5 protein-coding genes are annotated in these 13609 nt (G+C 67.9%); 3 read left to right on the top strand and 2 right to left on the bottom strand.

What is annotated here, in order from left to right; translation table 11 throughout:
• The first annotated feature begins 67 nt into the window (after window positions 1-67).
• On the top strand, window positions 68-859 hold the full coding sequence (locus ASD86_RS19060; RefSeq protein WP_157476846.1) for a hypothetical protein: 792 nt from the start codon (window positions 68-70) through the stop codon (window positions 857-859).
• Window positions 859-3000, top strand: coding sequence for a hypothetical protein (locus ASD86_RS19055; protein WP_056114250.1), 2142 nt, complete (start codon window positions 859-861; stop codon window positions 2998-3000). The genes ASD86_RS19060 and ASD86_RS19055 overlap by 1 nt, the downstream gene beginning before the upstream one ends.
• A gap of 15 nt (window positions 3001-3015) precedes the next feature.
• Here the strand turns inward: ASD86_RS19055 and ASD86_RS19050 are convergent, their stop codons facing one another.
• Together ASD86_RS19050 and ASD86_RS19045 are read right to left on the bottom strand one after the other, a co-directional pair.
• Entirely contained in the window at window positions 3016-4242 is a 1227-nt protein-coding gene (locus ASD86_RS19050; protein ID WP_056114249.1) for a glycosyltransferase family 4 protein, read from the bottom strand.
• Window positions 4239-7538, bottom strand: coding sequence for an amino acid adenylation domain-containing protein (locus tag ASD86_RS19045; RefSeq protein ID WP_162253701.1), 3300 nt, complete (start codon window positions 7536-7538; stop codon window positions 4239-4241). The genes ASD86_RS19050 and ASD86_RS19045 overlap by 4 nt, the downstream gene beginning before the upstream one ends.
• A 317-nt stretch (window positions 7539-7855) precedes the next feature.
• On the opposite strand from ASD86_RS19045, the gene ASD86_RS19035 reads away from it, so the two are divergent.
• On the top strand, window positions 7856-8731 hold the full coding sequence (locus tag ASD86_RS19035) for a hypothetical protein (RefSeq protein WP_082578505.1): 876 nt from the start codon (window positions 7856-7858) through the stop codon (window positions 8729-8731).
• Window positions 8732-13609: the final 4878 nt, after the last annotated feature.

The following is a 13609-nucleotide window of genomic DNA, read 5'->3' as shown; positions in this document are numbered from 1 at the left end:
CGCCCGCTCTCGCGCTGTTGCCGGGCGAGCATGGGTCGAAGCCAGGGGTTTAGCCAGAGGAGAGGGAATGCTCAACAGAATGCTGTACGCGTTGTTGCCGGGACGGCGGATGGACACCGCGGCCTATGTCGAACGGCGCCGGATCGAACTGGCGCGGCAACTCGATCTCGCGCTCGCCTCGACCGTCCGCTACGGGCCGTTCCGCGGCATGCGGCTCGGGCCGGACACGGCGTGGAGCGTCGCCGACCGCGCACCGATGCTGCTCGGCCTGTACGAGCAGGAAGTGCTGGAATCGCTGGGCGAAACCGGCGGCCGCAAGGCCTTCGTCAATCTCGGCGCGGGCGACGGCTACTACGGCGTCGGCGCGCTGGTGTCGGGACTGTGCCAGCGCTCGTATTGCTACGAAATGGGCGAGAAGGGCCGGCGCATCATCGGCGACACCGCGCGTTTGAACGGCGTGGAGGACCGGGTCGAGATCCGCGGCAAGGCCGACCCCGGCTTCTATCGCGACCTGCCCGCCGATGTGATCGACGACTGCGTGCTGTTCATCGACATCGAGGGCGCGGAGTTCGAACTGCTCGACGAGGCCGCGTTCGACGCGTTCGGCAACGCGGTGATCTTCCTCGAACTGCACGACTGGTTCTTCGAGGACGGCGCTCAGCGCATGCAGACGCTCAGGTGTAATGCCGCCGCGACCCATGCGATCACCGAGATGACGATGGCCGCGCGCGATCTGTCGTCGTTTGCGGAATTGCGCGAATACAGCGACAGCGACCGCTGGCTGCTGTGTTCCGAAGGCCGTGGACGCCAGATGGGCTGGATGCGGTTCGACCCGAAACGCGCCGGGACCGTCGCCTAGTGCGCGAGCCCGCTTCCGAATCGGTCGAAGTAGCGCCGGGTTCTCTGCATTCGTGCATCGCCGCGCTGATCGCGGCCGGCGATTGCGGGTTCGCCGACGTGCTGAACGCGTTGCGGCAATTCGTCGACGCGCCGACCGCGCCGGCCGAGCGCCGGTTGCGCCTGTTCCTGCGGCATCTGCTGTTTCTGCTGGAGAGCGGCGACGAGCTGTACGCCGACTGCGTGCTGCGTTCGGACGATCGCGGCCGGACGGTACTGATCGCCCATCGCATCGCGCGCGAAGCGGGCGAGGGGGTGATGAAGACCCAAGTGCGGCTGGCGCCGTGGCCGCTGGCGCGGGAATCGCCGGCGCTGGCGCAGGGGGCGTTCGCGGTGCATTCGCACGACGCCGACATCGTCGTTCACCGCGGTCCGGTCAGGATCGAAGCCGCGCTGCAGGACATGGGCGTGCCGGTCGACGCGGCCGCGCTGCGCGACGACGAGATCGATGCGTTCTACGCCCATCGCGAAGCGCTACGGCGCGCGGTGCGGCCGTCGGGGCGCGGTGTCGACGCCTCGTGGTACGCCGATGCGCGCGACGACCAAGATCGCGTCGCGCAGGCTTGCGCGCAGGCCTTCGAATTCGATGCGAGCGACGGCGAACGGATCGATCGCGGCCAGCCGCTGCCGGCAATCGGCCGCGCCACCCATCCGCCGCTCGGTGCGGCGTTGCATGTGCTGCCGCGCCTGCTGAGTCCGGCCGGCCCCGGGTCGGTTCTGCAAGCGCTGGCGATGGACCTGCCGGAGATCGCGGCCGCGGGCTTCGACGCGGTGCTGCTTGGCGTGGTCGATCGGCAAAGCACCGACCTGTACTACGTCGAAGGCGACGACGGCGCGCTGCATCCGTATCTCAACAATCACGGTTACTGGAGCAGCGGCGAGTGCGGGGTCGACCCGGCCTTGGGCGAAGCCGACGACTACATCGCCCTGCGCCATGCCGCCGCCGCGTGCGGCATGCGCCTGATCCAGGATTCGGTGCTCGGCACGATGGGGTATCCGCCGCAGTTGCCGCGCCTTGCGCCGCCGGCGTCGCGATGCACGCCGTTGGCGCTGGCCCTGGCCGACCAAGTGTCGCCGCTGGACGAACCCGGATGCTTCCTGGGCGGGCTGGAAAGCTGCGATGCGATTCCCTCGCCCGGCGGTCTGGCGCTGGCCGATTACATCCAGGTGGTGACGCGCACGCATCTGGGCGAGTACTACCAGTTGCCCCGGCCCAATCTGTTCGATCCGCAGGTGCGCGAGCGGGTTCTGGCGCGCGCGCAATGGCAGATCCGCGAGGCGCGGGTGTCCGCGTTCCGGGTCGACATGGCCAAGCACCTCGGTCTGGCGCCGCTGCGCGCCGCGCTGGATGCGCTGCGAGAGGCGGTGCGCGATGCCGACGCGGCGCCGTTCGTCGCGGTGCTGGAATACTGGAGCCTGCATTACCGGGAGCTGCGCTTCGCGCTGTCCGCGGTCGGGCCGCCGGTCGAAGGAGTTTATCTCTACGACTTCCCGCTGGCGCATGCGCTTCAGCAGACGCTGCTCGCGGGCGGCGATTGGTCGCGCCTGCTGCCGGCGATCGCCGAACAGCGGCTGCACTGGCAGGTGCCGCCGTGTTGCCTGGTTCCGATCGTCATCGATCACGATCCGAGTTTCCGGCCAATCTTCAACGGCACGGCGCATACGCGCGACCTCGTGGTCACGGGGCTGGCGCTGGCCCTGGCAATGAGCGCCAACGGCCCCAGCGTGTACTGCGGCTACGACGATCGCCGCGCGGCGCCGGCCGAGCTGGATCGCTATTTCGATTACTCCGAGCAGCATGCGCGCAAGGCGATGCCCGGTCCGCTCACGCGCGATCCCGACGGACCCGGCGCGGTCTTCGCGCGATTGCTGGCGGCGGTGAAGCTCCATGGTGTGTTGGCCGACTGGGACGGCGGTGCATTGGCTTTCGAAGGCGACGCGCAGCGTCTGCGCATCGTGCGTACGCTGGTCGACGGATCGCGGCGGCGCACGGCTTGTTTCTGCGTGGCCCGCGACGGCAGTGCGGCGACCGCGGGCGCGGACGGCGAGCAACTGGTGTTCGCCTCGGGCGAGGGCCCATCGGTGGCGCTGTTCGTCGGCTAGCGACGCGCAGCGGTTTCAGCAAGCCGGCGCCGGTGTCGGCACAGGTATCCGCGGCAGCGCCGTGTCCAGCGCGCGATCGTAAACCTGCTTGAGCGCGGCGGCCGATCGGGTCCAGTCCAGCTCCGCCGCTTCGCGCGCGGCGGCGGACGCACATGCCCGCGCGCGCGCAGGATCGGTCAGCAGGCCGATCGCCGCATCGGCGATCGCGTCGATGTCGTCCGGATCGACGCAGAGCGCGCTCGGCACCCGTTCGGCCAGGCCGCAGTTGCGCGAGAGCACGACCGGCACGCCGGCCTCGATCGCTTCCAGCGCGACCAGCCCGAACGGCTCGGACAGCGAAGGCATCACCAGCACGCGGCTGCGCGCGAGCAGATTCGTCACTTGCTCGCGATCGATGAAGCCCGGAAACGAGAACGCCTCGGACAGTCCCAGCGCGCGCACCAGCGAACGCATCAACGGCAGCAGATTGCCGTCGCCGGCCATTTCGAAGCGCGCGTCCGGCACCCGCTCGCGGATCCGCAAGGCGGCTTCGACGAAGGCTTCCGGACCCTTCTGTTCGGTGATGCGGCCGATGAAGCATACGCATCCGTCCGCGGGCGGCGCAGCGGGTAACGGATCGGTCTGGCGCGATCGACCGGCGTTGTAGACCACGTCGATCCGCTCGGCGGACTGGCCGTAATTGCGCACCAGGCCATGCTCGGTATAGCGGCTGACCGCCACGATGCGGTCGGCCGCCTGCATGCCGGCGCGTTCGAGTTCCGCGATCACCGGATTGGTGCGGTGCTCGCCGGCGCGATCGTGCTCGGTCGAGTGGACGTGCACCACCAGCGGCCTGCCGCTGGCGCGCTTGATCGCCATCGCGGCTTCGAAGGTAAGCCAATCGTGCGCGTGGATGAGGTCGAACTCGCCGAGTTCCGGCAGGGCGCGCAAGGTCGCGGCCGCGTACCGTGCGGCTTTTTCGCGGTATGCGATGTAAGCGCCCTGCGCGCGCACGCCGGCGTGCGGATCGTCGCATCCGTCCAGTTCGACGATCCGCACCGCGGTGGGATAATCGCCGCGAATCCCAGGCGATGCAGGCAGCAGGAAATCGACGCCGATTCCGCCGAGCGCGCCGATGCCGCGCAGCAGCCCCTCGCAGGCGACACCGAGTCCGCCGGTGATGGCGGGCGGCAGTTCCCAGCCCAGCATCAGCACTTTCAGCGGTGGTCGATCCGCATGCGCCCAGGCATCCATCGCGGTCATGCGTCGACCGGGCTCAGCGACGACGGCTCGGTCCGGCGCGCGGGTGTCGGCGCCGCCGGCGGAAAGCTCAGTGCGATATCGGCCACGCGCGCATTGCCGCTGTCGGCGAAGGCGCGCAGTACGTCGACGAATCCGCCCACCACGGTCTGCTCGATCGTGCGCGGCGCGAACCGCGCCTTGCGGTATTCGCAATCGATGTAGAGACCGTCCTGGTACTGGACCACGGTCAGGTTGAACTCCATCGAGGCGAACCCGCCGTCCTGATGGCGCGACGCGAACGGCGCCAGCGGCTTGTCGCTCTCGGCGCTGATGTAGTTCAGGCACAAGGTGCCGATGGCTTCCAGCGAAACGTCGGCGGCGCTGAGCACCGCCGGCAGCAAGCAGACCTTGTGTTCGCTGACCGCGGGCATCTGCGCCGCGATCTGCGCGATGGCCTCGTCGACGCCGGTATCGCCGGCGTATTCGACCGCGTACAGCGCATCGTTGACGAAGCTGCCGCCCGAATCCTGCCAAGCGCCGAACGGCCGGGTTTCGGTGAGCACCGAGATCAAGCTCGCGTCCGATCCGGTCAGCCGCTGGATCAGCACGTTGGCGGCGGCGATGGCGAGCGCGCTGAGCGGCAGCTTCGCGCGCATCGCCCTGGCCGCCAGCGCATGGAAGATCTCGGGTCCAACGTAGGTGCTGAAGCGGGCCATCGGCACCGGTTCGTGGAACAGGTTGCCGACGTAGCGATGCGCGTGCGCGGCCAGATGCGGGTGCATGCCGGTCGGCAGCTTCGACAGCGCGTTGGCGATGTATTGGCGATGCGAGGCGAACCACTGCGTCGGGTAATCGGCGAAGCGGTCGGTGTAGCGCTGCGCGCCGACGCGGCCGATCAGGCCGGTCCAGTAATCGATATGGCGGCGGCCGCTGTCGCCGGACATCTCGGTGCGTTCCCACTGCGCGTACTGCCGGTAGGTTCCGCCCGGCATCTCGATATCGTTGGCGCGGCCCTGCGAACGCGCGGCGTAGTCTTCGGCGACCTCGGCGACGAAACGGCCGAGAAAGGCCTGGTCCATGCAGACATGGTCGAAGGTGAAGATCACCGTGTCGTGCGTGGGCAGCCGCGCCAGATCGACAGTGAACAGCGGCAGGCGCGCGAAATCGAAGGTGCGCGCACGGACGCGGTCGGCCAACGCGTCGAGCGCGGCCGCCGGGTCGGTCTCGGCGCGCAGGTCCACCGGTTCGATCGGCGCCAGCGCATGGCTGGCGTGGGTGCGCTGGATCAGCCGGTCGTCGGTCACATGCAGGGTGGTGCGCAGGGCTTCATGGCGGGCGACGGCCGCATCGAACACTTGGCGCAACAGTTCCGGATCCGCTTGCTCGACGTTGACCCGCTGCTGCACGCACAGCGACGGGCGTGCCTGGGCGAGGGTGACCTGATTGAAGGCCCAGTCGCAGCATTGTTTCTGCGAGGCAGGCGAGTCGATCCATGCGGGGCCGGACGCATCGCTCTCGCCGCGCTGAGGTTGCGCGCGCGCCGACCAGCGCGCGGTCGCGGCGAAGCCGGCCAGGGTCGATTGCACGAACAAACCGTGCATGTCCGCCTCCAGGCCGATGCGATGCATGCGCTCGATCAGTTGCATCGCGTGCAGGGAATGACCGCCGAGTTCGAAGAAGTTATCGTCGCGGCCGACCCGATCCACCCGCAGCAGTTGCGTCCACAACTGCGCGATCGCCGTTTCGATCTCGCCCTGCGCCGGCAGGAACGGCCGTCCGGCGATGTCGGCCGAGGCCGGCGGGCGCAGCGCGCCACGGTCGATCTTGCCGTTGGCGCCGGTCGGGAATGCCGGTACGCAGACGTAGGCGTAAGGCAGCATGTAATCCGGTAACCGGTGCGCGAGGAAGGCGCGCAGGTCGGTCGGCGTCGGCGCGGCTTGGGCCGGTATGACATAGGCCGCGAGCCTTACGTCGCCGTCCTCCGAGCGCAGCGGCACGATCGCGGCGTCGCGCACGTCGGCATGCTCGCAAAGCGCGGCGGCAATCTCGCCGAGTTCGATGCGATAGCCGCGGATCTTGACCTGATCGTCGTTGCGGCCGAGGTAATCGAGCCTGCCGTCGGCGCGACGCCGCACCAGATCGCCGCTGCGGTACAAGCGACCTTCGCCGAACGGGTTGTCGATGAATCGTTCAGTGGTCAGCTCGGGACGGTGCAGATAACCGCGCGCCACACCGTTGCCGCCCAGCCACAGCTCGCCGACCACGCCGGGCGCGGCCAATGTTCCATCGGCTTCAACCACATACGCCTGCACGCCCGGCAGCGGTTCGCCCAGATGCGGACCGCACTCGGCGCTGACTCGCGCCAAGGTGCTGTTGACCGTGCATTCGGTCGGGCCGTAGGCGTTGTAGCAGGCCACCGGCGCGGCCGCTGCGCGCTTCCACGCCGCGGCCGGAAACGCTTCGCCGCCGACCAGAATCGCGCGCAGTTGCGGCAGCTCCCGCTCGAAGAGGCCGCCGTGGATCAACAGGTCCAGTTGCGATGGCGTGCAATCGAATACCGATACCGCTTCGGTGTCGAGAAAGTCCAGCATGCGCGCGGCGTCGGCGCGAACGTTCGCGGGTACCATGCATACGGTGTGGCCAGACGCCAGTTGCACCAGCGCCTGCAGCGAGGCATCGAAGGAAACACTGGCGTTGAGCGCCACGCACAAGCCTTGCGGCAATGCGCTGAACACGCGCTCGCGCATGCCTTGCCACAGGTGCAACAACTGACGATGTTCGACCATCACGCCCTTGGGCCGGCCGGTCGAACCTGAGGTGTAGATCACATAAGCCAGATGCTCGGGGCGCAAGGCCACCTGAGGCGCGTGCGAGTGCGCGCTATCGATCGTGGCTTTCACGTCCAGCACTGCAACGCCGTCGAGCCCCAACCGCGCGGCCGCGCCGCCGGTGCTCACCACCGCGACCGGCGACGAATCCTCCAGCATCTGCAGCACGCGTTCGCGCGGATAGCCCGGGTCCAGCGGTACGTAGGCGCCGCCGGCCTTGAGGATGCCGAGCAAACCGACCACCAGTTCGATACCGCGTTCAGCGCACAGGCCCACGCGGGTGTCGGGCAGCACACCCAGTTCGATTAATGCATGCGCTACGCGATTCGACGCGGCGTCCAATTGCGCATAACTCAGCCGCGCAGCGTCGCTGCGCAGCGCCTCCGCCTCCGGCGTGCTCGCCACTTGCGCCCGGAACGCATCGACGAACGATGGCGGCGACGACAGCGGCCGTGGGCCGAGAGAGGAAGCGGAAGAAAGAAGGGTCATGCCACGAATCCTTGCAGCGACGGGGTCCTGCTGCATTGCAAAAAACATCGGCGTGCAATGCGGCGCATAACCTTACGATGAGTGCATGCCTTGTTGCTATCCTGTGGAATCATCATCAAGCATATGGAGTCGTCATGCGACATGTTGTGTGCGATGAAGGCTTCAATATACTGCGGCGGCCACTGGAAGAGCAGGCTGCGCCCGATCGTCCGCCGGACGACCGGGGCGGCGGCGGTGTCGCTCGCATTCATTGAGGTGCTTCGGGGCGTTGGGGACGCCACGGGGATCGTCTTTCGGAAAAAAAGGGAGTTGGCAAGATGTCAGAAATGACAGTTCGGCAATGGATTGCAGCGGGCGTCGAACTGTCGATACTGCGGCTTGCGAGCATCCTGCCGCTACGCATGCTGGCCCCGATTTCCAAAGTCGCGGGCGCCGTCTACTGGTCCGTTTCAGCCGAGTCGCGCCAAATCATCCTCGACAACCTATCCCTGTGTTTCCCCGAGCTCAGCGAGCGCGCCCGCGTCGACATGGGCCGCGCCAGTCTTGCCCAGGCGGTGCTGGGCTATCTGGAAAAGGGCCGCTGGTGGTTCGGCGATGCGTCCACCCAGCCTTGCGTCGTCGACGGGCTGGAGCATCTGCAGCAACTGACATCGGCAGGGCGCGGCGTGCTGCTGCTGGGCTTTCATTTCAGCGACATGGAAACCGCGGTGCAGTTGCTTAACGAGCGCATTCCGCTGTGCGCGATGTATATGCGCCGCCCGAATCCGTTGGTCGACGCGGCGTCGCGCAGATCGCGGGGCAGGCGCCAGCTCACGATGATAGAACGCAGCGACGTGCGCGGCGTATTGTCCGCGCTGCGCGACGGCGCGGTGATGTGGTTCGCGCCGGATCAGGAATACCGCGATCGCAATCAGGTGCCGGCGCCGTTCTTCGGCATGGTGCTCAACACCTTGTCGTCGGCGACACGGCTGGTGAAGCTCAGCGGCGCGGCCGTGGTCGCGTTCACCCACCATCGCGAACGCGACGGCTGTCGCATCTCGCTCTCGCCGCCGCTGGAGGGATTCGGCGAGGACCCGGCCGCGGACGCGATGCGGGTCAATCGCATCCTGGAGGAGGCGATCAGGCGCAACCCGTCGGCCTATTTCTGGATCAACAGGCGTCTTCGCGGCCACAGCGTCGCAGCGCAAGCTTAGTACGGGACGGCGCCGTCGCGGACGCGGCGGTGCAAGGGATTACCGATTTCTTTTTGCTCGTGGTCGAGAATGGAGTCAGCCGTGGTCATGCCTTCGACGTGTTCTTCATTGGCGCAGTTGCTGCGCCGTCACGCGGAGGATGCGCAACACAGCGAACGCATCGCGTTCCGGTTCCTGGCCGACGGCGAGGGCGCGGGCATTGCGTTGGACTACGCTGGCCTGGATCGCGAAGTCGCGCGGGTCGCGGCCGGATTGCGGCGCGTGACCGCGAGCGGCGACCGCGTGCTGTTGCTGCTGCCGCCGTCGCTGGATTACATCGTCGCCTTCCTGGCCTGTTTGCATGCCGGCCTGGTGGCGGTGCCGGCGTATCCACCGAGCAATCGCCGCACCTTGCCGCGTCTGCGCGCGATCTTCGACGATTGCCGGCCCGCGGCCTGCATGGTCCTGGACGATGAGGTCCGCGAACGCTGCGTGCGCGAATTCGCGACCGCCGCCGAGGGCGTCGCCTGGATCGATGCGCGTACCCTGCCGGCCAGCGTGGACGAGGCCGGATGCGAGCCTTACCCGGCCACCGAGTCGACACCCGCGGTGCTGCAATACACCTCGGGTTCGACATCCGCGCCGAAAGGCGTGATCGTCACCCACGGCAATCTGATGGCCAATTGCGCGGCCGCGGTGGCGCGCTACGGCATGACCCGCGACGACGTCGTGGTCTCGTGGTTGCCGCCGTTCCACGACATGGGCCTGATCGGCGCCATCGCTTACCCCTTGTTCGCCGGCGCCGGCTGCGTGCAGTTTCCACCGGCTGCGTTCATGCGTCGGCCGCATCGCTGGTTGCGCGCGTTGTCGGACCACCGCGCCACGCTGACCGTGGCGCCGAATTTCGCCTACGCCTTGATGGCCGAGCGCGCGGACGATCCGCTGTTGCGCGCGATCCGCCTGGACAGCGTGCGCGTGGCGGTCAACGGCGCCGAGCGCATCCGTCCCGATACCTTGCTTCGCTTCGCCGATGCCTACGCCGACCGCGGCTTGGCGCCGAGCGCGCTGACGCCGGCGTATGGACTGGCCGAAGCGACTTTGCTGGTCGCCGCGCGATTGCGCGCGCCCGGCGAGCCGCTGCGCACGATCGTGCTGGATCGCCGCGAACTGGCGCGCGGACGCGCGATCGTCGCCAGCGACGAGGACGGTATCGAACTGGCCAGCGTCGGCACCTCAGCGGGTGTGCGCGTGCTGATCGCCGATCCGGTCAGCGGCCTGGCCTCGCAGGACGCATGCATCGGCGAGATCCTGGTCAGCGGTGCGTCCGTTGCGGCCGGCTATTGGGATCAACCGGCGGGCACGCGCGAAAGTTTCGCCGAGCGCGACGGCGAAACATGGCTGCGCACCGGCGATCTGGGCTTCGTGCACGAAGGCGAGCTGTACGTCGTCGGTCGCTCGAAGGAACTGTTGATCCTGGGCGGACGCAACCTGTATCCGCAGGACATCGAGCAAACCGTGGCCACGGTGGAACCGGCCTTCAGCGCGGACGGCTGCGCCGTGTTCGCGCTCGAGGACGAGGACTCGGGCGCGCTCGCGATCGTCCAAGAGATCTCCGGCGCCAGCGCGGTCGACAGCGTCGACCTGGCGGCGAGAATCCGCGCCGCGCTGGCCGAGGCGCACGACATCTACGATCTCGCCCGCGTGGTGCTGGTGCGCGCGGGTCATTTGCCGCGCACTTCCAGCGGCAAGGTCCAGCGTGGCCGCTGCCGCGAGTTGCTGCGCGAGGGTGCGTTCTCCGCGGTGTGGGAATGGCGGGTGGAGCAAGCGGCCGACGCATCCGCCGACCTTGATTCGCTGGGCGAAGACGACGTGGCGGATCGGATCGACGGGATCGTCGCCGACGTGCTCGGCGCCGTGCCGGCGGACCGGCAACAGGATCTGTTCGCGTTCGGTCTGGATTCGATCCAGGCCAGCATGCTGATCGCACGCCTGCGCGAAGCGTTTGGGGTGGATTGCGCGCCGGCGGATTTGTTCGCATCACCGACGCTGGCCGGGCTTGCCCGGATCGTGCGGGCGGCGCAGCCAGAGGATAGACATAGGCTGCCATTGGCGGATCGCAAGTCGGCGCTGCCTTTGTCGTGGTCGCAGCAGCGGTTATGGTTTCTGGACAAGCTGGATGCAGCGGCCGGCGCGGCGTATCACATCGCGGCGGGCGTGCGTCTGCGCGGCGCCCTCGACGAGACGGCACTGACGCGGGCGCTGGATCGGATCGTCGAGCGGCACGAATCGCTGCGCACGGTGTTCGAGCACGGTGTGGACGGCCCGGTGCAGGTGATACGGGCGGCAACCGGACTGGTGTTGGAGCGGCGGGATCTGCAAACGGTGCCGGCGCCGCAGCGCGAGGCGGCGCTGGCGCAGGCCTGCATGAGGTATGCGTCGGAGCCGTTCGAACTGTCGGCGCATCCGCCAGTGCGTGCGCTGCTGCTGCGTTTGGCCGCCGACGAGCACGTGCTGGTTCTGGTGCAGCACCACATCGTGTCCGACGGTTGGTCGCAGGGCGTGCTGGTGCGCGAGCTGGGCGCGCTGTACGCCGCGTATGCGCAAGACCAAGCCGATCCGCTGCCGGCCTTGCCGCTGCAATACGCCGACTATGCAGCGTGGCACCGGGCGCGGCTGTCGCAGACCGACAGCGACGATCAGGTTCAGGCGTGGTGCGAACAACTGCGCGGCGCGCCGGAATTTCTGGCGTTGCCGACCGACCGTCAGCGACCGTCGTTGCAGAGCTATCGCGGCGGTCGTCTGGCGCTGCGTCTCAACGCGGACCTGACCCAGCGGTTGCACGCGCTGGCGCGAGCGCACGGCACCACGCTTTACACGGTGCTGCTGGCCGGCTGGAGTGCGCTGCTGTCGCGGCTGAGCGGACAGGACGAAGTGGTGGTGGGTTCGCCGGTGGCGAATCGACCGCGGCTGGAGCTGGAAGGCCTGATTGGGTTTTTCGTCAACACGCTGGCATTGCGCACGCGGGTAGAGGGATCGGCCACGGTCGCGGATTTACTGGTGCAGGTCCGCGCGACCGCCCTGGCCGCTTACGAACATCAAGAGGTGCCGTTCGAACGCGTGGTCGAGGCGCTGCATCCGCAGCGCAGCCTGAGCCACAGCCCGGTGTTCCAGACGCTGCTGAGCCTGGACAACACGCCGGAGCGGACGCTGGCCTTGCCTGGGTTGGAGGTTGAAGGTTACGCGGTGTCGCACGGCGCGACCCAGTTCGATCTGAGCCTGACGTTGCGGGAAGAAGGGCAGGCGCTGAGCGGCGCGATCGAGTATTCCAGCGATCTGTTCGACGCGGACACTGTCGCGCGTTGGTCGCAATGGCTGGAGCGTTTGCTGGACGGCATGGCGCGGTCACCGGAGGCCACGGTCTCGTCGCTGGCGTTGCTGGATGAGGGCGAACGTGCGCAGCTGCTGCAAGCAAGCGCTGGTCCGTCGATCGAGCAGTCGCAGCAGACCCTGGTGGACTTGTTCGAATCGCAGGTCGCGCGCACGCCCGATGCGGTGGCGCTGCGAAGTGGTTACGCGCAGTTGAGCTATGCGCAGTTGGAAGTCGCGTCCAACCGGGTCGCGCATGCATTGATCGAGCTGGGTGTGGTGCCCGATAGCTGCGTGGGCCTTTGCGCAGAACGCGGGGTCGAACTGGTGGTCGGCCTGCTCGGCATCCTGAAAGCCGGCGGTGCCTACGTGCCGCTGGATCCGAGCTATCCGCGCGAACGCGTGTTGCAGATGCTGGAAGATGCTTCGCCGGTCGCAGTGGTAAGCGCCGGTGGCGCCGCCACGCGACTGGGCGTAGATGGGGTTGCGGTGCTGGAAGTGGAAGCCACCGCCGACAGCACGCAGTCGCACGCGCCGCGGGTGGCATTGCGTCCTGATCATCTGGCCTATGTGATCTACACCTCAGGTTCCACCGGCCGGCCCAAGGGCGTGGCGATCGAACATCGCAATACCGTCAACCTGCTGACGTGGGCGCATGGCGCGTTCGCGCTGCAGGACCTGGCGCGCACGGTGTGTTCGACCTCGGTCAATTTCGATCTGGCCGTATTCGAACTGCTGGTGCCGCTGACCACGGGCGGCAGCGTAGTGCTGGTAGAGGACCTGCTGCGCGCCGGCGCGCAACTCGAAGGTGCGACCCTGATCAACACGGTGCCTTCGGTATTAAAGGCAGTACTGGATGCAGGCGGCCTGCCTGCCAGTGTTCGCGCGGTGAATCTGGCTGGCGAACCGCTCAAGCGCGACTTGGTCGAGCAAGTATTCGCGCAGACGCAAGCGGCGTGGGTGGCGAATCTGTACGGCCCGACCGAAACGACAACGTATTCGACCTGGGTCTCGATGCCAAGGTCGGCAGGCTTCGTGCCGGGCATCGGCATGCCAGTGGCGAACACACGCGCCTACGTCGTCGACGACCACGGCGAACTGGTCGCACCGGGCGTGGTCGGCGAGCTGTGGCTCGGCGGCGCCGGCGTGGCGCGTGGTTATCTGCATCGCCCGGAGCTGACCGCCGAGCGCTTTATCGACGATCCGTTCGCGGCGGGTGGCCGGGTCTATCGCACAGGCGATCTGGTCCGGCGTCGCGGCGACGGCGGTCTGGACTATCTGGGCCGCAACGACTTCCAGGTGAAGCTGCGCGGTTACCGGATCGAGCTGGGCGAGATCGAGGCGGCCCTGCAGGCCTGCGCAGGCGTGCGCGACGCAGTGGTGGTGGCGCGCGGCAACGCGGGATCGGAACGAAGCTTGGTGGCGTACTGGCAGGGCGATGCGATCGAAGCGTCGGCATTGCGCGGCCAACTGCAGTCGCGCTTGCCGGACTACATGCTGCCCTCGGCTTATGTGCATGTAGATCAGTGGCCA

Source organism: Lysobacter sp. Root690, from assembly GCF_001427785.1.
Classification (GTDB): domain Bacteria; phylum Pseudomonadota; class Gammaproteobacteria; order Xanthomonadales; family Xanthomonadaceae; genus Lysobacter.
The sequence above is the reverse complement of the archived record's forward strand: the minus strand, read 5'-3'. Positions and strand labels throughout refer to the sequence as shown.